Source organism: Streptomyces sp. NPDC097595 (assembly GCF_044761525.1).
GTDB classification, from domain to species: domain Bacteria; phylum Actinomycetota; class Actinomycetes; order Streptomycetales; family Streptomycetaceae; genus Streptomyces; species Streptomyces drozdowiczii_A.
Genome location: NZ_JBIWCN010000005.1, coordinates 1 through 19,751 on the forward strand (window position 1 = coordinate 1; position 19,751 = coordinate 19,751).

Consider the following 19,751-nt stretch of genomic DNA (forward strand, 5'->3'; position numbering starts at 1 on the left):
AGACTTCCTCCACACCTACAACCACCACCGCTGCCACACCGCACTCGGAGGCCAACCCCCGATCAGCCGCGTCAACAACGCTGCGGGTCAATACACCTAGGGAATGCCGGTGAGGTCGGGTTCCTCGTGCACCACCCGGTACATGAGGGCGTGCGGGCGCCCCTCGGGCGTGTCGAAGGGGAGACGTCCGCCGGCGGCGAAGGCGAGGACCGAGCCCAGCGAGAAGACGTCGCAGGCGGTGGTGAGCCGTTCCCCGCGCACCTGCTCGGGTGCCATGAAGCCCGGGGAGCCGACGACCACGCCGGTGGACGTCAGTCCGCCGTGGGTCGGGCCGTCCAGCGCACGGACGATCCCGAAGTCGATCACCTTGGGGCCGTCGATGGTGATCATGACGTCGGCCGTTCAGCGTGCGGGTCGGCGTCGAGCACGGCGGCCGTCCAGTCGCCGCCCACGCGCTGGGCGATGGCGGCACGAGCGACGAAGATTTCACCGAATGCGCTCCGTTCCCGGCGACGGCCGGCGGGCCACGGCCCGCTATTCGTACCGGTACTTCAGCGATTCCGCCTCCGCCTGCTCGATGTCGGCGATCGTGAGCTCCGGCATGCGCAGCTGAGCGAGCGTCACCTCGGCGGAGGTCGGCTGGTCGTCGGCCGAGAGCCACTGCTCCGGCTTCCAGGCCCCGCTGCGCAGAAGCGACTTGGGACAGTGCGGGTAGACCTCCTCGATGCCCACCACCAGCGCGCTGGCCGGCGGCTTGCCCACGGGGGTCAGCCGCTCCAGCAGCTCCGGGCGGGTGGAGACGCACGCCCGCCCGTTCACGCGGAGCGTCGTGGTGCGCCCCGGGACGATGAACAGCAGCCCGGCCCGGCCGGTGGCGATGACGTTCTGCAGGGTGTCCAGCCGCCTGTTGCCGGTCGCGTCCGGAATCGCCACCGTCCGCGAGTCCAGGACGGTCACGAACCCGGCGGGCCCGCCGCGCGAGGAGACGTCGCAGCGCCCTTCCGGGTCCGCGCTGGCGACCAGGACCAGTGACGAGCAGGCGATCAACTTCTGCGTCCGTGCGTTGAGTTCGGTCGTCTGCTTGCGCAGCGACGTGTCCCTCGGGAGCTCGTACGTGCGGCGCAGCTCCTCGTGATCGCGTACCGCGTCGGCTCGGAGCGCGTCGAACGCACTGCCGGTGGAGAGTGTCGTCATACGGCGACCCTACGGGTGTGGCCCGGACGGTCGCACGGGGCCCGCAATCCCCTGCAGGGGTGACCCGACCTGATCGAACGAGTTTCAGCGGCGACGGCATAGAAGCCCCACGGCCTGACCCCTCCAATAGAACTTGCGTTCACACAATGCCCTTCGATCCGGCCGTAACGGGACCGGATCCCTCGCGTTTTTAGAGCATCAGTGCCACATCGACGCCCAGACGGAGGAACGCCATGCACCCCACCCCTCCCCCTCGCAACAGCCTGCCTAAATCGAACGGCGACGTTCCGGGACCCCGCACCGTCCCCTTACCGCCCGAGCCCGAGCCGCAGATGCGTTACGTCGACCTCACCGGCAGCCGCGAGGCGGCCGGCCGGTCGATCCGGATGCGCGACATGGCCCGCCGGCTGCCGCAGCTGGTGCGCCGCTCGCTGGCCCTGGCCTGGCGGGTCGACCGGCGGGCGACGCTCGGCCTGCTGCTCTGCCAGCTGGTCACCGGGGTGATGCAGGCCCTGGGCCTGGTCGCCATCGCGGGCACCCTGACGGCCCTGCTGCGCGACGGGGAGGTCTACCACCGCCTCCTCGACGCATGGCCGTCCGTCGCCCTGCTCGCCGGGGCCGCCGGAGTGCGCGCGCTCCTCGGCATCACCGTCAACTGGCTCTCCTCCAGGCTGGGTCCGCTGATGTCCCGCGAGGCCGAGCAGATGCTGCTCACCGGCTGCGCCGAGGTCGAGTTGTGCGCGTACGACGACCCCGACTTCAACCGGGACCGCGAGGCCGCCGACCGGGGCGCCCAGGTCACCGGGGACCTGATCAACGAGGGGCAGGACCTGATCGCCTCGGCCGCCGCGTTCCTCGCCGGGGCCGTCGTGCTCGCCGGTGTGCACTGGGTGCTGCTCCCCCTCCTCGTCGCCGCGAGCCTGCCGCAGGCCGTGGCCCAGGTCAGCGCCGCCCGTGTGCGCTACCTGGCCAATCTCCGCAGCAACGGCGACAACCGGATGCTGTCCGTGCTGCGCTGGCACATCTACACCAAGGACGCCGCCGACCAGATCCGCGCCGGCACCATGGCCGACTTCCTGTCCGGCCGGTACCGGCACACCGTTGCCCGGATCAACCGCGAGGACCGGGCCGCGGCCGACCAGGGCGCGCGGATGTCCCTGGTCGGCGCGGTGTGCGGGGGGCTGGGCTCGGCGGTGGTGTGGGCGGCGGTCGTGTGGCTGCTCGCGACCGGCCGGATCAGCGTCGGCCGTGCCGGAACGGCCGTCTTCGCCCTGCAGACCGTCGGCATGTCGGTGCGCGGCCTGGTGGCCGTCGGCGCGCGCGCCGTGCGGACGGGGCTGTACATGGACGACTGGACCGGCTTCCTCGACAAGGCGGGCGGCTTCCGCATCCGCCGGGGCCCCCACCACCCCGCGCCGCCGGAGACGATCGAGGTCACGTCGGTCACCCACCGCTACGCGGGCAAGGAGCACGACGCACTGTCCGAGGTGTCCCTCACCCTGCGCCGGGGCGAGGTGACCGCGCTGGTGGGCTTCAACGGCTCCGGCAAGTCGACGCTGTCGAAGCTGGTCAGCGGCCTCTACCTGCCCACCGACGGGCAGGTGCTCTGGGACGGCGTCCCCACCACCGAGGCCGACCCGCAGGCGCTGTGGCGGCACGTCGCCCTCGTACCGCAGGATTACGCGCACTGGCCGCTGACCGTCCGCGAGAACGTCACCCAGGGGCAGCCCACCGAGCGCGGCGACGCGGCGGTCCGTGAGGCGTGCGAGGCGGCCGACGCCGACGAGGTGGTCGACAAGCTGGGCGCCGGACTGGACACCCTCCTGGCCCGCGAATGGCTCAACGGCGAGGAGCTCAGCGGCGGCCAGTGGCAGCGCATCGCCCTGGCCAGGGCGTTCTTCCGCCAGGCCGGGCTGCTGGTCCTGGACGAACCGACGGCCAACCTCGACCCGCGAGCCGAGTTCCGCATCTTCCAGCGGCTGCGGTCCCTCGCCCGGGACCGGGCGGTGCTGCTGGTGACCCACCGCATCGCGAACGTGGCCGTCGCCGACCGCATCGTCGTGCTGGACGCGGGCCGCGTCGTCCAGGAGGGCACCTACGCCGAGCTCGCCGAACAGCCCGGCCTCTTCCGGCAGTTGCTGTCCTACCAGATCACGTCCGAGCCGGACGACGACAAGCACGAGGCCCCCGCGTGAGCCGCCGCCACCTCCCCGTACCCCTTCCGCCGTCCCGAGGTCACGACATGCCGCTCACCCGCTCCCACATCCGCACCACCACCGAGGAGTACCTGGCGCGCCATCCGCACGAGCGGGAATCCCTCGCCGGGCTGCTGTCCCTCCTGGGCGGCGCCGACGACCCGGCCGACCGTGCGACGCTCCCCGCCCACGTCACGTGCAGCGCTGTCGTCATCGACCGCCGGTGCCGGGTCCTGCACATCCGGCACCGGGCCTCCGACGGGCTCGCGCTCACCCCGGGCGGCCACACCGAGCCCGGCGACCGCAGCCTGCTCACCGCCGCGCTGCGCGAGCTCCAGGAGGAGACCGGAATCCCTCCGGGCGCCGTATGCCTGACCCGGCAGGTGCTCGGCTCCCCCATCGACATCGACGTACACGACATCGACGCGCGCCCCGCGAAGGGCGAACAGGCGCACCGGCACTACGACTTCCGTTACGTGTTCCACCTCGCCGACGAGGAGCCGCCGCCGATCACCCTCCAGGACGAGGAGGTGTCCGGCGCGCAGTGGCTCCCCCTGGCGGAGGTCAGGTCACCGACCCTGCGTACAAAGCTCCTCCAGGCGCGACTGGACGGGCAGCCCGAGCCGGTGAACGCCTCCGCGCTCATCCACGACGGCCACGGCCGGTACCTGCTGCACCTGCGGGACGCCAACAAGCCGTGGATCTGGGAGTCGGGGTGCTGGTCCCTGCTCGGCGGCGGCTGGGAGCCGCAGGACCGCACGCTGCTCGACACGGTCCGCCGGGAGCTGCGCGAGGAGGCCGACCTGACGGTCGCCGGCCTGGTGCCGTACGCGGTCGAGCACGTCACCGGCACGAACGGGACCCGGGTGCCGGTCCAGGTCTTCACCGGCCGCTGGAACGGCGACCCGGCCCATCTGCCGCTCGCCGAGGGCGTGATGGTCGTCTGGGTGCGCCCGGAGAAGTTCCCGTACATGACGATGCTGCCGTCGACCCGGGCGCTACTGGAGCGCCATGCCGCCGAGCACGACGCGCCCGCCGGCCCGGCATCGGAGACGGTCCTGAACGTCGTCGGCGTCCACCTCTACCTGGAGCGGGACGGCCAGGTCCTGCTGGGGCTGCGGCACCCCGACTCGGCGTACGCGGGCAACATCTGGCACGTACTGGCGGGCCACTGCGAGGCGGAGTCCGCGACGGCCTGCCTGGTCAGGGAGGCGTACGAGGAGGCGGGGCTGGTGATCGACCCGGCCGATGTCGAACTCGTCCACACCGTGCACACGGTCAACCGGCCGGGCGGCAGGCCCAGGATCGGCCTGTTCTTCCGCGCACGGCGCTGGGAGGGCACGCCCGAGCTGAGGGAGCCGGACAAGTGCGTCGCCTGGCAGTGGTGGAACGCGAAGGACCTGCCCGAGCCGCTGGTCCCTTACGCACGGGCCGCGATCGAGGGCATCCGGGCCGGACGCGTCTACACGGAGCTGGGGTGGACGCGTTGACCCGCGCCGACGCACCGGTGGACGCGCACCTGCTGGCCGTGCGCGACGGCGACCGGGGGCCGGAGGTGCTGCTGTCCCGGCGCGCTGGTGACGTGTACGCGAGCGGCCTGTGGCACGCGCCCTCGGGCCATGTGGAGACCGAGACCGTGGTCGACGCCGTCGTACGCGAGACCCTGGAGGAGACCGGTCTCGTGGTGGCTCCGGCGGACGTGCGCGCGGCCGTCACGGTGCACCACCGGCCACCGGTCGGCCGGGCGAGGATCGGGGTCTTCTTCGAGGTGCGGCGGTGGAGCGGCACGCCGCGCGTCATGGAGCCGGACAAGTGCGATGCGATGGGGTGGTTCGCGCTGGACGCGCTGCCGGAGCCGATGGTCGCGTACTGCCGGGCGGGGCTGGACGCCTACCGGAGCGGTGCACACCTGGCCGTGCACTTCCAGGAGCCGGGCGACCCCATCGCGTACGACCCTGCCGTGGACCGGTTGCTCCTGGTCCCCGGCGACCGGGGCGCCATGCCGGACGGCCCGGTGCGCGCCTTCGCCGAGCGGGCGGTGGGGCGGATCAGCCGTTGGACGGACGTCTCCTGGGCGAGGGAGGAGAGCCGCGTCTGGCGGGCGTACGGTGCCGAGGGCGGCACCTGGTACGTCAAGGTCCACCAGAACGAGCGTTTCCACCGGCGCGAGGTCACGGCGTTACGGGGCTGGGCCACCGGGCTCGGTGAGGCCGCGCCCCGGTTGGTGGCCGCCGACGCCACCTTGCGGGCCGTCGTGCTCACGGCGGTGGGCGGCCGCTCCCTTCACGGTGCCGTGCTGGCGCCCGAGCAGGAGCGCGAGGTCTTCCGCCGCATCGGGCAGCTCGCGGCGGCCATCCACAACAGCGCCGCCCCGCGCCGACCTGGTGGCGGGGTCCCGCCCGTGGAGAAGTGGGAACGGCACCTGGACGGAGCCCGGCCCCATCTGGTCGACGGTGACGAGGAGTTCGTACGTATCACGGTCGAAGGCGCCGCCGCCCTGCCCGCCGTCCCCACGCACGGCGACTTCCAGCTGCGCAACCTGCGCTGGGACGAGGACACCGGCACGCTGTACGTGATCGACTTCGAGCGCTCCGAAGGCGGCCCCGCGATACGGGACTTCGTACGGCTCTCCGACAGCTGGCACGGCCGCCCCGACCTTCTGGCAGCCGTGATGAACGGCTACAGGCGCCCGTTCACGCGCGAGGAGGAGGCCCAACTCGTCGTCCTGGCAGCCCTCGACGCCGTCTCCGGCATCGCGTACGGCGCCGCGCACGGAGACCCCGAACTCATCGAACGCGGCCGGCGCACCCTGGCCCGGCTCCGCGCCGACCACCCGCGCCCCCGGGTGCCCGGATCCTACGAGTGACCCGAATGAACCCAAGGAGAAAGGTATGGAGATGACCACGGCATCCGCACCCGGCGAACCTCCCCGTGTCGCGATGAGCGACGAGGCGTACGGGACGCTGCGCGCCTCGGCCGCGCTGTGGGCCGGCACCAGTGTGCTGATCACCAACCGGCTCGGCCAGGTCCTGCTTCAGCGGGTCGGCTACCGGCCCACCCGCCTGCTGCCCGGCGGAGCCGTCGACCGGGGCGAGTCACCGGCCCGGGGCGCCGCCCGCGAGCTGGAGGAGGAGCTCGGCATCGCGGCGGCCGTCACCCGTGGGCTGGCCGTCGACTGGGTCTCCCCCGCCGGCCGGGCGGCGTCCCCGGCGCTGCGGTTCCCGGGCGAGCTGCTGCACGTCTTCGACGGGGGCGTCTGGGACGAGGACCGGATCGCGGCCATCCGGCCCGCGCCGGGCGAGATCGAGGGCATCGAGTTCGCCGAGCCGGCCGATCTCCCCTCGCTCATGTCCCCCGGCGATGCCCGCCGCACCCTCTCCGCGCTCCGCGCCCGGATCAACGGCGCCGGCCCGGTGCTCCTGGAGGACGGCCTCCCGATCGCCCCCACCGTCCTCGACCGGGTCGGTGTCCTGCGCACCGCCCGGGCCTGTCACCACCTGCCGTTCCACCCCGGGCCCGTGCCCGCCGGCCTCACGGTCCGGCAGTCCTGGGTCTGGGCCTTCGCCCCGGACGGGCGGGTCCTGGTGCTCTTCGAGCCGGACACCGGCGCGCCCTGTCTGCCCGGCGGCACGACGGAACCGGAGGACGGCGGCGATCCCCTGGTGACCGCCGTCCGGGAGTGCCGCGAGGAGGCCACCGCGGAGCTCGGAGACGCCCACTACCTCGGGTACCTGTCCGACCCCTCCGGCCGGCGCGCGCGGGTCCGTTACGCCGCCAGGCTGGCGAGCGTGGGCGAGGCCGCCGTCGATCCGGCCACCGCTCAGACGTACGTACGCGTCCTGGCCACCCCGGAGCAGGCCCTGGAGTTCTTCGACTGGGGGCCGTCCGAGGCGGCCGAGCAGCTTGCGGCCGCCCACCGGGGCCGCGCCGTGCTCGGCATCCCCGAGGCCCCGCACCCCCAGCCCATCACCGAGATCGTGCGCCCCACCACCTGGTAGCGCTTCTTCCCGTACCGAATCGAGGATGCGATGACCGCCGCCCCCATGCCGCCGTCCCAGCAGGCCCGGACCGGGCACTGCCAGTGCCACTACATCACGTTCCGGGTCCTGGGCGACCCGATCGACCCGCACCTGTGCTCATGCCCGCACGACACACGTATCTCCGGCGCGCCCACGGTCCTGTGGGTCGGCTTCGACGGGGACGGGCTGACGTGGACCGGTCCGGGCGGCGAGCCGACGTGGTACGCCACTTGGCCGACCCTGCGCCGGGGCTTCTGCCCGCGCTGCGGGACGCATCTCGTCTCCGTCGCCGACGACTCCGACACGATCATGGTCACCGGGTTCAGCCTCACCGACCGCAGCGGCACCGACCCTGTCGGGCACTCCTACCGGCAGGAGGCCGCGCCCTGGATGACCATCGACCTCGCCTCACCGAATCCGGACCCTACGGGACGCTCTACAACTACTGGCTCGGCTGCGCCGTACCGGCCCAGTTCAGCGCTACGGTCCCTCGGGCATCGTGGCGCCGGGCGGCGCCTCTGAGGACGGGAGCCCGCCTGCTCGGTCTACCTGGGGACGGGGTCCGGCGGAGGTTCGGACTCGGTGGTGGGGATGGAGCCCGGCGCCCAGCCGAGCACTTCTTCGAAGCGGCGGGCCGCGAAGGGAAGGGGAGCGTCTCCTCGGTCGCTTTCATGCAGCCTGATGGTCGCCTGGCTCAACCGGGTGCGCCGTGCGAGCTCCCCCACGGACATGCCCTCGGCCTCCCGTAGCGCCACGAGAGCCTTCGCCAGCCGCTCGGATTCTTCGCTCCTGCCCACGTGGCCCACCCCTGTTGTTCGCCGCATTCGTTGAGGACAGGCTACGGCTGGGTCGCCTGCCCCCGCCCCGGAGCCGGGGCGGGGGCAGGCGCCAGGTTCAGCAGGGGCGGATGTGGAAGACCGGGGTCCAGGAGGCGGTGCCGGTGCCCTTGGCGACGTGGGACCAGCGTTCGCTGCCGTCGCTGTTGTAGAAGCGGGCGCGGGTTCCTGAGGTCTGGTTGTTGTTGAAGGTGCCGTCGCCGATGCCGTTGAAGTCGTAGTAGCCGCAGCGGTAGTAGTCGTAGTTGACGCCGCGCCCGTCCGTGATGCACAGGTGCCCGTTCCCGCAGGCCAGGGCCGTGCGGGGCGAAGCCGGACTGCGGGTCTCGGACTGTCCGGGGGCGGGGAGCGTGACGGTGCCGCCGGGGATGTCGAGGGTGTTCGCGGACGTCTGGCGGGCCCGGGGCTCCTGGGCGCGTACCGCGTCGACCTGTCGCTGGAGCTCACCGGCCTGCTGGTCGGTGAGGCCGGCGGCCCGCGCCTGCGCGGCGTAGGTCTGCTGTCCGCTCGGGGCGGCGGGGGTCATGGCGTGAGCGGACAGGGTGGGACCGGCGATCAGGGCCGCCGCGGCGGCCATCAGTCCGGCGGTACGGCGGAACGGGACACGCTTCAAGGTCTTCTCCTCGGGTTGGCCGTGCGCCTCTTTGAGGTGCACGGCCAGCCTTTCCAACTGGCTCCCGTTTCAAGGGACATAGCAGCCAGGTTCACCGTTAAGTGGTGCAGATGCCTTTTTTCGCACGCTCAGGAATCCACCGCGCGCCTGTGTCAATCCCGGCCGCAGGTCTACGCAAGCACCCACCGAGGCACATGGCCGGGCTCCGCCGGGCAGACGAAGACGTGCAGATCGTGGTCCCGGCCGAACCGGAGCCGCGTGGGTTGCGCGACCGAGACACCGCCCCGGATCGACGCCTTCCCCCTCAGCGGCGGGTCCCGGTCCTCCAGCGGCGCCCAGCTGTGCGAGCCGCCGTCCATCTCGTACCCCTCCGCCGTCAGCAGCAGCTCCATGGGGGTGCCGCAGGACGCGCAGCCGATGGTCATGGGGCCCGTCGACGCCCAGCTGGGGTAGCCGCCGACACGCCAGCCGGGAGGGATGGACAGGTCGTACTGGTAGCTCGGTGCGTCGGGTCCGTGTTCCGCCACCTGCGCGTCGTCCCACGCGTCGATGTCCGCGATCAGGGACGCCGGCAGCGTGTCGTCCTCCGCCCAGGGGTACGTGTCCACCTCTTCCGGGTGCAGCACGCACGGTTCGGGGAGTTCATGCTCCCACCGCAGCAGGGGCACCTGGGGCGGCGCGGCGAGGAAGGGTTCCGCCTGCCCGGTGCGTGCGGCCTGCCTCCAACGCAGGTGGTAGCGGCGCTCCAGGTGCGGGCCGTGGGTGAACGGGCAGCGGAAGAGCTGCACCAGGTCGGCGCCGTCGGGCCCGCAGGCGAGGCCCGGGATGTCGCGGCGGAAGAGCTGGGCCAGCCCGACGAAGGGCGCCGGGCCGTCGCCTCCGGGAGACTCCCTGCTCGGCGGCCACACGCCGGCGGCGCGGGCGCTGCGGATCTCCTCCGGTGCGTACCCCTCGGTCTCGCGCCGGTGCGGCTCGTGGCAGAGGGGCCACGGCTCGTCCGCCGGCCACAGCATCGGCCCGCCGATATGGCTGTCGCGCGGGCCGGGCCGCCCCGGCCTGGGGTGCAACCGTGTGGTCCGGGCCCGGTAGGGGGCCAGCTCCGGGAACACGGCCTCCACGGACACCGGTCGGGCCGGCGTGGTCCTCGTCATGCCGGGTCCCCTGCGCGCAGGAATGCGCGGGCGCCCCGGAGCCGGGTGTCGAGCTTGCGCTGCGTGGCACGGCAGTCCAGTCGTACGTCGATCCCGCCGGGCAGACCCGTATCGCTGCGGCGGGCGGAGGGCAGCCGCGCGGGGTCGAGGCCGTCCCGGCGGGCGATGAGCTCGCCCAACCGGTGGCGGCTGAGGGCGTCCGGGCCGGCGAGGTGGAAGACCCCGGCGGCGTCGGGACGGGAACGGTACGTGGCGGCCGGGGGGCCGTCCGAGGGGGCGGCCTGGCGCACCAACTCGGTGCCCAGCAGGCCGCTGCCGCCGATGATCAGCACAGTCATGCCGCCCCACGCTACGGGCGGTCACCGCCACCCAGTGCCACTTCGGCGGAACTCATATGGCTGGAAAGCGATCTTCCCCCTCTCGGACGTAGAGGTGGCAGACACGATGAGCCGTAACCACCGCAGTTGTGGCACCCGGTGCTGGTGAGGCCCACAGGCGTCGCCGCGCCCGTCTGGTGCGCGCCGGTGTGGAAAACCACGCCCGGGCGGCGTCGAAGAACACTTCGACGTCCACGGCCGCGTAGTTCAGCGCCGAGGCCGAGGGCGACCTGAGCTTCGCCCTGGGCAGCCTGCACACGGCGGACTTCCCATACCAGGCCGTGAGTTACCGGGTCCGCCCCATCCGCTGACCGGTCAGCCGGCGCCCACCCAGGTCACGACGGCCAGCGTCAGCGGGACGGGGCACGCCACCGCAGCCAGGAGCAACCAGCGCCGGGGCGGGGCCATGCGGCGTACCGGCGGCAGGAAGGCGAGTGCGACGAGCAGCGCGGCTCCGCCGGCCAGGCATGCGGCGTAGCCCCCGAGGAACCCGCCGACCGCCGCCCCCGAGGCCGCGCCCCAGACGGAGATCATCAGGACCATGAAGGTCAGCCACGTCACCGACAGGGCCGTGGCAGCGCCCAGCAGGGCGGTGGCCACGGCGACTCCGGGCCGCGCAGCGGAAGCCGGCTGGACAGGTGCCCACAGGGCGGGGGGCGTTGCTCGGGGTCGTGTGTTCATGAGGCGATGCTCTCCCGCAGCCGCCGGGCCGCTCATGAGCGTCGATACTCACTCGAACGCACCAACGTACTCAGTCCCGTCCCGCGCGCCCCCGCCCCCGGTCGGTTCAACCGGTCGGCAGCGTCGGCAGGTACCGAGGCGCGCGCCGGCCGTCCAGCCGGTGTTCCACCGCCGCCCCCAGGGACAGCAGGTCGGCGTCCTGGTTCTTCCCCGCCATGAGCAGCAGCCCGACCGGCAGTTCGCCCACGAAACCGGCGGGCACCGACAGCGAGGGGTAGCCGGCGACGGCGGCGGGCGTCGACGACGGGATCACGTCGTTGTCGCCCCGGCCGCAGTCGGTGGTCCACGCGGGCGGGTTCGCCGGGGAGGCGATCGCGTCCAGGCCGTGTTCGGTCATGACCTCGTCGATGGAGCGACGGGACAGATCCGCCAACTCGGCGCGCATGGAACGGTATTCCGGGTCGGTGGTGGGCGGCGCGGCGAGTGCCTGCTCGAAGAGCTCCTGTCCGGCGAAGCAGGTCCGCTCCTGCGGGTGGGTCCGGTTGAACTCGATGAGCCCGGCCAGGTCGCGCGGCCCCTTTCTCGTCGCGAGGTAGGCGTCGATGTCCCGGTGGAACTCGCTGAGCAGGGCCGGGAATTCGAGTGCGGCCAGGCGCTCCTGGTACGGAAGGTCCACCTCCACGACCTCGGCGCCCGAGGCCCGCAGCCGTTCGGCGGTGCGCGTCATGAGGGCGTCGACCTCGGCGCCGAGCACCGGCAGCCGCCACAGGCCGATCCGCTTGCCGCGCAGCGCACCGGGGCGGGCCGCCGCTGCCGCGAGGCCGGGGTCGGGGTCGCCGCCGCTGAGGACCGACAGAGTGAGCGCGGTGTCGATCACGTTCCGGGCCATGGGGCCGGCGGTGTCCTGTTCCGCGGAGATCGGGACGACGCCCGACTGGCTGACCACGCCGAGGCTCGGCTTGAGGCCGACGACGGCGTTCATCCCGGCGGGGCAGACGATGGAGCCGTCCGTCTCGGTGCCGATCGCCACCTGTGCCAGCGACGCGGCGAGCGCGGCGGCCGAACCGGCGGACGAGCCGCAGGGGTTGCGGTCCAGTACGTACGGGTTGTGGGTCTGGCCGCCCACCGCCGACCAGCCCGATGTCGGCTTGGCCGCACGGAAGTTGGCCCACTCGGAGAGATTGGCCTTGCCGAGGATCACCGCGCCGCCCGCGCGCAGCTTCGCGACCAGCTCCGCGTCGGCCGCCGGCGGCTTCCCGGCGAGGGCGAGCGACCCGGCGGTCGTCGGCATGTCCCGGGTGTTCACGTTGTCCTTGAGCAGGACGGGGATGCCGTCGAGTGGGCCGCGGGTCCGGCCGAGGCGGTGCCTGATGTCACTGGCCGCCGCCTGCCCCAGTGCCGTGGGGCTGGTGCGGAGGACCGCGTTGATCTTCGGGTCGATGGCCTTGATGCGCCGCAGGTAGGCGAGGGTGAGCCGGACCGAGGACAGTGATCCGCGGGCCATGCGGGTCTGGAGCTCGGGGATGGTGACCGTATCGAGGTCGATGCCGCCGACCAGCGCGGATCCGGCGGATCGCGCCGAGCCGCCGGGGCGGGACTGAGGGGCTGCCTGCGCACCGGGCGCCACCGCGGCCAAAGGGGCCACGACCAGGATCGCGGTCAGGGCCGCCACGCTTCTCGTCTTCATGGCGGCCACCCCACTACACCGAGCCGGTACGGCACAAGAGGCCCTCACCGCACGCCCGTTCGGGACCCTCGCATCAACTATTCAAATTTGACTAGACTGAAGGCATGAGCGAGAAGACGATCCCGATCCTGCCCTGCCGGACCATCCAGCCCATTGTCGACTTCTACGCCGCCCTCGGATTCGAGGCGACCTTCCGGCAGACGAGCCCCAACCCGTACGCGGTCGTGGAGCGCGGTGATATCCAGCTGCACTTCTTCGGCATGAAGCGGTACGAACCCGCCGCGTCGTACAGCACGTGCTACATCCGGACCGATGACGTCGACGGGTTGTACGCGTCCTTCCGGAGCAGCCTCAAGGCCGCGTACGGCAGGATCCCGACGCGCGGGCTCCCCCGCGTGGGGCCGCTGAAGGACACCTCGTACGGCGCGAGGCAGTTCCTCGTCACCGATCCGGCCGGCAACTGCCTGCGCATAGGGCAGCCAACCAGCCGGGACCAGCATCACCGGCCCGCCCCCGAGGAGACCTTCGCACGGGCGCTGCATCACGCCTCGCTCTTCGCGGACTCGAAGAACGACCCGGCGGGCGCCGCGAGGATCATCGACCGGGTGCTCGGCCTGGAGGACGAATCGCCCACCCCCGTGCAGTTGTTGCGCCTCCTGATCCTGCGTGCGGACGCCGCAGGGCGCCTCGGTGACGACGCGACCGCGGCGTCCGCGCTCGCCCGGGCCGCCGCGCTCCCCCTCACCGAACGGGAGCGCGAGTCGGCGCGCGACGACCTGGAACGCGTTGAGGAGCTACGGGACTGAGCCGGCGCCCGGCGCAGGGCGGATCAGGTCCGGAGCAGCTGCCGGGCGAGGAGTTCGGAACGGGTCAGCTCCAGCAGCCGGCCCATCCAGTTCCGCCCCCGGTCGTCGGGGACGTCGCGCCAGAAGGGGGAGTCCTCGAAGCCGGTGTAGCTGATCCTGGCGTCCCCGGTGGAGAGGAGGACCTGGGCGAGTTCGGGGTGTTGGGTGAACTTCGCGCGCAGGAGTCCGGCCATGACCGCGAGCCGGACGTCGGGCCAGTCGCTCCGGCGCGCGGCCCGTCCGCCCAGGTCGTGCGCCTCCCTGCCGGAGGCCGCGTCCCGGATCCCGCGCCTGTCGGAGGCGTCGGACGCCGACAGGGCCCAGTACCCGTGCAGTACGGAGGCGTAGGAGTCGCCGGCGAACTCGACGGGGGCGGGAAAGTCGTTGCGGAGCACGAACAGCCCCGGCTCGTCGGGCCATCCCTGCGGGTAGACGGTCTCATGGGAGACGAGCGCCGGGCGGCCGGGTTCCACGGGATCGTCGGCATGCTGGACGGCCCGCCGCTCCCGCTCGTCCTGGACGGCCTTGCTCGTGCGGGCGAAGTAGTCCAGGGCGCCCTGGTGCATCTCCGGCGTCACCACGGGGCCGTCGCCGTCGACGGCCTCGCCGATCTCCGTGAGCAGGATCCGCAGGGGCCGGTCCTGGAGGTCCATGTCGCCGAGGACATAGACCCGGAGGTGCGCGGGAACCGCCAGGTAGGCCGCACGGAGCAGTTCCCGGTTCGCCTCGGTCGGCTGCTGCTCGTGCTGCCGGATCGCGTCCCAGCAGCGCTCACCGGAGGTCGGCCGCTTGTTGAGCTTCTCGATGCGGTCGGCGACCTCCAGGAGGAAGCCCTCCGGTGTCACCCGTTCGCTGTAGCGGGCCTCCCACTTCGACGGCGGGTCCGGCGGCGCCGGAATCTCCGGGTCGGTCACCGCCCAACGCCCCGCCACCAGCTTCTTCGCGAGGCCGGCCAGATCCGTGCGCTCTCCGCAGGTGATCCTTCCGTCCGCGAAGACGATCAGGTCGTCGAGGTAGTACCCACCATCCATCTGGTGCCGCCGCCAGATGTGGCACCAGGCCCCGTCGATTCGTTCCCCATCCACCATCCGATACGTCGGTCCCCGCCATGTCATGGACGCACGCTATCGCCTTCGGCACGCACGTCGGCCTCGGGCCGGCGAAGGACCGGCTCAGCGGATGGATCGACGTACACGAGCGGTTGCCGTGAGCGGCGGTCAACGGCGGGCGCGGCGGCGGTAGTAGTGCGTGGTGACGACCGCCAGCAGCGGTCCCCACGCCACGATCGGCACGTAGCAGACGGTCATCACCCACTCTCCCCACGGGGTGATCGCCATGTCGGAGTGCAGCGTCGTCCAGACGAACAGCACGCCGTATACCGTGCAGGCGAGTGCCCCGAGCGCCGCCGGTATCGTCGTGGCGAGTACGCGTATCCGGCGCCCGCGCAGGTGAGGGACCCACCGCGGCCACACCTCGCCCCACGGCCGTACCAGCCCCAGCGTCAGGAAGGCCAGGGCTTCCTGGAACACGGAGAGCAGGGGCACCGCGAGATACCCCCAGCCGGGAATGAGCATCGCCTCGTACTCGGAGTCGGCGAGCCCCAGCGGGACGCCGAGCACCACGGCGAACCGCCACAGCGCGGACGGCACGGACGCCCACAGAACCGCCGAGGCCGTACGACGGGCCCACAAGGGGACGGGCGCCGTCGTCACGGTGCGGGCGGGGGCGGACGGCAGCGCGCTGCTGGTCATGCGGAGGCTCCTCGTGGTGCGGCCGATGGCGACATCACGGAGGCTGCCACGCGCCCCTGTACGCCCACATCCGTCCCGGCGGCGGAGCGGGCACGCCTTCCGGCGCACACACCGGGGGCGGCATCAGACCGTGGGCGTAACGCCCCTCCCCCCGCCGGGGGGTCAGGCGATCGGGGCGCTGCCGCACGTGAACACGGTGTCTTCGAGCAGTTCCGGCGTGACGGCGACGCCGGTCAGGTGCTGGGCGAGAGCGAATGCGGCCAGGGGCGAGAGGTCCGGGTCCGGGGTGTCGTCACCGAAGTGAAAGCCGATGCTCAGCATGGCCTGCACCAGTTCGTCGGGTGTGGTGCCCCAGCGCTCGTCGGGAAACATCGGCTCGAACCAGAGGCGCCGCACGGAGTCCTCGGCCCAGAGAAAAGCATCGAGACCGTTGATGTTGACGAAATGCGACACCCAGCGGGTGCCGGCCGAGGCGGCCAGAGCCAGTTCCTCGGTGACTCCCAGGTAGCCGTTGGGTTCGATCACAAGGGTCCATGACCCGACGGTGGCCATGGCGACGAGCTGCCGCTTGCCGTCCGGGCGGTCGAAGAGGTCGTGGGCGGCCTCGACGAGTGCGCCCGTGCCGGTCAGGGCCGGTTCCGCACGACCGCCGAGGCGGTGGAGCAGCGCGGACGGCGCGAGATCGTGCACCAGCGTGAAGCAGTACGCCTCTGCGAGGTCCGGGAAGCGTTCCTCGAACCATGCGTAATCCGTGGCAGTGGTCGTCATGCGGGGGATCTTGGCACGCGCCGGCCTGGACGTCCCTTCGGGCGAGACCGGCGACGCCACGCTGGGCGGCATCGACTGGAAGGGCCTGGCCGAGGATCACGAGCTCTGGCCGCGGGCCCGGGCAGCCTCCGTCACTGGTCCAGACGCGCTTGACGGGGCAGCCGGGGCGGGCGCGGCCATCATGGGGTGGGCGGGGTGACCCATCTGTGAGGGAGAGGCATGAAGGAGACCGGCGCGGACGTGGGGCTCTCCGGTGCGGTGGATCTGCGGCGCGTCGGTGCTGATCCCGACTACTGGTACCCGGTGGCGCTGACCCGGGACGTGCGTGTCGGGAAGGTGGTCGCGGCCGTGTTCGCCGGTGAGCGTCTCGCGCTGTACCGGGGGAAGAGCGGGGCCGTGCACGCGCTGGAGGACCGGTGCGCGCATCGGCAGGTTCCGCTGAGCATGGGCGTCGTGGAGGGTGACGTGCTCCGGTGCCGGTATCACGCGTGGGCCTACCGGGGTGACGGGCGCATCTCGCAGATCCCGTATCTGACGAAGGAGGACCGCAGGCCGCCCCGGGGTGTGCGCGGCTTCCCCGTGCGCGAGGCGTACGGTCTCGTCTTCGTCTTTCCCGGCGACCCGGACAAGGCGCAGGCCACCGCTCTTCCGGAGTTGCCCGCCTTCAGCTCGGGGCGGTACAAGACGCTGACGTACTCGCGGCTCGTGCGCTGCCACTACTCGTTCATGCACGAGAACCTGCTGGACATGAACCACCAGTTCCTGCACCAGGGTGTCGTCGGCCGGCTCCGTCCCGAGCTCATCGGCCAAAGCGGCGACGGCCGGTCGGTGGAGGCCCGGTATCTGTTCACCCACGCCGGAGGCAAGCGGAACGCCGGCGCGAGCGTGCTGGCGGCCGAGGGGATCTCGGGCGGCTCCCGCGACGTGATGACCATCCGCACCAAGTACCCGTACCAGACTCTCGATCTGGTGCCGGAGGGCGCCGACGAGCCGGTCTTCAGCCTCTGGGCGGTGTACGTGCCCGTGGGCGCCGACCAGCGCGCCTGCCATGTCTACGGGCTGCTCATGATCAAGAAGCCCCGCGTCCCCGCCGCGCTCACCGTGGCCGCGCCCCTCATCCGGCGCTTCACCGAGCGCATCTTCGCGCAGGACCGCATGGCGGTCCAGGCGGAGCAGCGGGCGTGGGACGAGCAGGGCGAGGACCGTAACCACGAGGTGTTCTCCCTGATCCTGGACGTACGCGAGACGCTGCGGTCCAACGGAGTCCCCCTGGCCGTCTCCGCGGGGCCGCGTGGCGCGGAGCCCTGCGCGGGTGGGGCGGGGATGTGCGGGGGCGGAGCCCCGGAGCCTCTGCGAACGGACTCGGCACCTGTACGTTGAGGGCCGCTCGCGGGTACGGGTGGGCCCCGGGACCCGTCAGCGCCCGGCCAACAGCCCCTCCACCAGGGCCTTGAGGCCCTCACCGTAAGTGTCCTCGGCGGTCAGCGGGGCCCAGCGGTCCGCCGCCCGCGCGAGGCGGGGCAGCTCGTCCGGGTCGAGACCGGAAAAGACTTCCTCCCGGTACGTCGCGCGGTCGTCCTCGGCACGCCGTCGGGCGGCCGTCCTGCGCACCACGATCTCCCCGGCGGTGTAGTACCAGATCGCGCGGTAGCCGTGCACGGCCTCGTCGAGGGACAGGCCGCCTTCGACCAGGCCGCCGACGATCTGCTCCACGAACCACAGCGCGCTCTTCGACATCAGATCGTCGGCCGTCAGCACCTCCACGATCCACGGGCAGGCGGCCAGCGCCTCGTGGATGGCGGCGGCGGCCACGACGACCCGCTCGCGGGGGTCGGCGGGCAGTTCCGGGCGGTGCAGGGCGCGGACTGCGTAGTCGTCCAGCAGCAGGACGAGCAGTTCCTCCTTGTCGCGGACGTGGTGGTAGAGCGCCATCGGCGTACTGCCGACTTCCGTGGCCAGCCGCCGCATGGTCAGCCGGTTCACGCCCTCCTCCTCCACGATCCTGCGGGCCGTCCCGATGATCGCCTCGCGCGAGATACGAGGAGGCCGGCCCGGGGTTCTGCGTGCTTCGGATGGTTGCGGCATGCCCCCCATCATTCCTCAGCCATCGACAACGGCGGATCCCGGCGCTACATTTTTATACATGTATAGAAACTCTCGTGGGAGGCCCGGTCTGGTGCTCGCGGCCGCCGCCGTCGCCCAGTTCGTCGTCGCCCTGGACATGTCCGTCGTCAATGTCGCCCTGCCCGCGATCCGCTCGGCGCTGGGATTCGCGCCGCTCGACCTGTCGTGGGTCGTGCACGTGTACGCGCTCACCTTCGGCGGGTTCCTGCTGTTGGGGGGCCGGGCCGCCGATCTGTACGGCCGGCGCCGGATGTTCGTGCTGGGGCTGGCCGTCTTCGGCCTGTGCTCGCTGGCCGGCGGGCTGGCCCAGGCGCCTTGGCAGTTGATCGCCGCGCGCGCCGGCCAGGGCCTGGGCGCCGCCGCGGCGGCACCGGCCGCGCTGGCGATGCTCACCACCACCTTCACCGAAGGCCCCCAGCGGGTCAGGGCGTTGGGCGTGTGGAGCGCGGTGACCGCCGCGGGCGGTGCGCTGGGCGTGCTGGCCGGTGGGCTGCTGACCGAGTACGCGGGCTGGCGCTGGGTCGTGCTGATCAACCTGCCCATCGTCGCGGCGGCTCTCGCGCTCGTCCCGGCGGGCGTACCGGCCGACGTCTCACCCGCCCGGCGGGAGCGGCTGGACACGCTGGGCGCCGTCCTGGCGACGGGCGGCATCGGGCTGCTGGTGCTGGGTGTCGTCCGCACCGACACCGTGGGCTGGGGCTCCCCGGTCACCTGGGCGACCCTCGCCGCCGCGGCTCTGCTGCTGGGCGCCTTCGTCTTCGCCGAAGCGAGGATGGCCGCGCCGCTGCTGCGGCTCGGTCTGCTGCGCAGCCGATGGGTGTCCGGCGCGAACGTGCTGGTGTTCCTGGCGGCGGCCGGGCAGTTCACCGCGTTCTACTTCGTGTCCCTGTACATGCAGCAGGTCCTCGGCATGGGGGCCGCGGCGACCGGCGCCGCGTTCCTGCCGTTCTCGCTGGGCCTGGTCGCGGGGACCGTCGTCGCCACCCGCATCACGTCGTCCCGCACTCCCCGGGTGGCTCTGGTGCCCGGGGCGCTGCTGGCGGCGGCGGGCCTGGCCTGGTTCGCCCTCATCAACCCCGGCGGCAGTTTCCTGGTCGACGTGCTGGGCCCGTCGCTCGTCACCAGCGTCGGCGCCGGGCTGGTCCTGGCACCGGTCGCCGCCGCCGCGACGACGGGCGTCGCTCCGCACGAGGCCGGTATGGCCTCCGGCCTGATGAACAGCTCCCGCCAACTCGGCGGCTGCATCGGACTGGCCGCCCTGGCCACGGTTGCCGCGCACCACACCGGCCCGACCACGGACCCCGTCGCGCTGAACGACGGCTACGCCCTGGGCCTGGCCGCGGCCGCCGCCATCTTCGCGCTCGCGGCCGCGGTGGCCGTCTGGGTGCTGCCGCGCCGCCGGACCGTGGCGCCTGTCCGGCGGTCCGGCGACACCGCGGAGAACCGGCTGGAGGGAACCCCTTCGTGACGACCGCGACCATCAATCTGTTCGCCACCACCGGGCGCCCGT

At 72.5% G+C, this 19,751-nt stretch carries 19 protein-coding genes and 2 pseudogenes; 9 read left to right on the forward strand and 12 right to left on the reverse strand.

Annotated features, from left to right (window positions below):
* Positions 1–100 (forward strand): annotated as a pseudogene (locus tag ACIQZN_RS09405) (IS481 family transposase); the annotation flags it as partial.
* Here ACIQZN_RS09405 and ACIQZN_RS09410 read toward each other — a convergent pair.
* Together ACIQZN_RS09410 and ACIQZN_RS09415 are read right to left on the reverse strand one after the other, a co-directional pair.
* A pseudogene (locus ACIQZN_RS09410) lies at positions 100–399 on the reverse strand (serine/threonine protein kinase); the annotation flags it as partial. The pseudogenes ACIQZN_RS09405 and ACIQZN_RS09410 overlap by 1 nt on opposite strands.
* A gap of 135 nt (positions 400–534) precedes the next feature.
* Positions 535–1,194 (reverse strand): MSMEG_1061 family FMN-dependent PPOX-type flavoprotein, encoded by a 660-nt coding sequence (locus ACIQZN_RS09415; RefSeq protein WP_403989935.1) that lies wholly within the window; start codon positions 1,192–1,194, stop codon positions 535–537.
* A 332-nt stretch (positions 1,195–1,526) separates the two neighbouring features.
* On the opposite strand from ACIQZN_RS09415, the gene ACIQZN_RS09420 reads away from it, so the two are divergent.
* Genes ACIQZN_RS09420 through ACIQZN_RS09440 form a run of 5 tightly spaced genes read left to right on the forward strand, consistent with a single transcriptional unit; the run spans position 1,527 to position 7,930 of the window.
* Positions 1,527–3,389, forward strand: coding sequence for an ABC transporter ATP-binding protein (locus ACIQZN_RS09420; RefSeq protein WP_403989937.1), 1,863 nt, complete (start codon positions 1,527–1,529; stop codon positions 3,387–3,389).
* Positions 3,390–3,436: 47 nt separating this feature from the next.
* Positions 3,437–4,879, forward strand: coding sequence for an NUDIX domain-containing protein (locus ACIQZN_RS09425; RefSeq protein ID WP_403989939.1), 1,443 nt, complete (start codon positions 3,437–3,439; stop codon positions 4,877–4,879).
* Entirely contained in the window at positions 4,867–6,255 is a 1,389-nt protein-coding gene (locus ACIQZN_RS09430) for a phosphotransferase (RefSeq protein ID WP_403989941.1), read from the forward strand. Before ACIQZN_RS09425 ends, ACIQZN_RS09430 begins: the two co-directional genes overlap by 13 nt.
* Before the next feature lie 25 nt (positions 6,256–6,280).
* The gene (locus tag ACIQZN_RS09435) at positions 6,281–7,387 is read left to right on the forward strand and encodes an NUDIX hydrolase (RefSeq protein WP_403989943.1); all 1,107 of its coding nucleotides are present in this window, start codon (positions 6,281–6,283) and stop codon (positions 7,385–7,387) included.
* A 30-nt stretch (positions 7,388–7,417) separates the two neighbouring features.
* Positions 7,418–7,930, forward strand: a complete 513-nt coding sequence (locus tag ACIQZN_RS09440; RefSeq protein ID WP_403989945.1) for a GFA family protein — start codon at positions 7,418–7,420, stop codon at positions 7,928–7,930.
* A 23-nt stretch (positions 7,931–7,953) separates the two neighbouring features.
* Here the strand turns inward: ACIQZN_RS09440 and ACIQZN_RS09445 are convergent, their stop codons facing one another.
* The 6 genes from ACIQZN_RS09445 to ACIQZN_RS09470 form a co-directional block, all read right to left on the reverse strand.
* Positions 7,954–8,205 (reverse strand): helix-turn-helix domain-containing protein, encoded by a 252-nt coding sequence (locus ACIQZN_RS09445; protein ID WP_403989947.1) that lies wholly within the window; start codon positions 8,203–8,205, stop codon positions 7,954–7,956.
* Between the two features lie 97 nt (positions 8,206–8,302).
* The gene (locus ACIQZN_RS09450; protein WP_403989949.1) at positions 8,303–8,857 is read right to left on the reverse strand and encodes a hypothetical protein; all 555 of its coding nucleotides are present in this window, start codon (positions 8,855–8,857) and stop codon (positions 8,303–8,305) included.
* A 170-nt stretch (positions 8,858–9,027) separates the two neighbouring features.
* Positions 9,028–9,981: a hypothetical protein gene (locus tag ACIQZN_RS09455; protein ID WP_403990832.1), complete on the reverse strand. Its 954-nt coding sequence runs from the start codon at positions 9,979–9,981 to the stop codon at positions 9,028–9,030.
* Between the two features lie 23 nt (positions 9,982–10,004).
* Entirely contained in the window at positions 10,005–10,346 is a 342-nt protein-coding gene (locus ACIQZN_RS09460) for a hypothetical protein (protein ID WP_403989951.1), read from the reverse strand.
* Positions 10,347–10,700: 354 nt separating this feature from the next.
* Complete coding sequence (locus tag ACIQZN_RS09465) at positions 10,701–10,985, reverse strand: hypothetical protein (RefSeq protein WP_403989953.1); 285 nt, start codon at positions 10,983–10,985, stop codon at positions 10,701–10,703.
* Positions 10,986–11,172: 187 nt separating this feature from the next.
* The gene (locus ACIQZN_RS09470; protein ID WP_403989955.1) at positions 11,173–12,753 is read right to left on the reverse strand and encodes an amidase family protein; all 1,581 of its coding nucleotides are present in this window, start codon (positions 12,751–12,753) and stop codon (positions 11,173–11,175) included.
* Between the two features lie 104 nt (positions 12,754–12,857).
* On the opposite strand from ACIQZN_RS09470, the gene ACIQZN_RS09475 reads away from it, so the two are divergent.
* Positions 12,858–13,559, forward strand: a complete 702-nt coding sequence (locus ACIQZN_RS09475) for a bleomycin resistance protein (RefSeq protein ID WP_403989957.1) — start codon at positions 12,858–12,860, stop codon at positions 13,557–13,559.
* 23 nt (positions 13,560–13,582) lie between these two features.
* Here ACIQZN_RS09475 and ACIQZN_RS09480 read toward each other — a convergent pair whose 3' ends face one another.
* The 3 genes from ACIQZN_RS09480 to ACIQZN_RS09490 form a co-directional block, all read right to left on the reverse strand.
* A complete protein-coding gene (locus tag ACIQZN_RS09480; protein WP_403989959.1) occupies positions 13,583–14,713 on the reverse strand; it encodes an NADAR family protein in 1,131 nt (376 codons plus the stop codon).
* 102 nt (positions 14,714–14,815) lie between these two features.
* On the reverse strand, positions 14,816–15,349 hold the full coding sequence (locus ACIQZN_RS09485; protein WP_403989961.1) for a hypothetical protein: 534 nt from the start codon (positions 15,347–15,349) through the stop codon (positions 14,816–14,818).
* Positions 15,350–15,511: 162 nt separating this feature from the next.
* Positions 15,512–16,117, reverse strand: coding sequence for a DUF6461 domain-containing protein (locus ACIQZN_RS09490; protein WP_403989963.1), 606 nt, complete (start codon positions 16,115–16,117; stop codon positions 15,512–15,514).
* Positions 16,118–16,336: 219 nt separating this feature from the next.
* On the opposite strand from ACIQZN_RS09490, the gene ACIQZN_RS09495 reads away from it, so the two are divergent.
* Positions 16,337–17,497, forward strand: a complete 1,161-nt coding sequence (locus tag ACIQZN_RS09495) for a Rieske 2Fe-2S domain-containing protein (RefSeq protein ID WP_403989965.1) — start codon at positions 16,337–16,339, stop codon at positions 17,495–17,497.
* Positions 17,498–17,533: 36 nt separating this feature from the next.
* Here ACIQZN_RS09495 and ACIQZN_RS09500 read toward each other — a convergent pair whose 3' ends face one another.
* Positions 17,534–18,202, reverse strand: coding sequence for a TetR/AcrR family transcriptional regulator (locus ACIQZN_RS09500; protein ID WP_403989967.1), 669 nt, complete (start codon positions 18,200–18,202; stop codon positions 17,534–17,536).
* Between the two features lie 58 nt (positions 18,203–18,260).
* Between ACIQZN_RS09500 and ACIQZN_RS09505 the strand changes: the two genes are divergently transcribed.
* Entirely contained in the window at positions 18,261–19,709 is a 1,449-nt protein-coding gene (locus ACIQZN_RS09505) for an MFS transporter (protein WP_403989969.1), read from the forward strand.
* Positions 19,710–19,751: the final 42 nt, after the last annotated feature.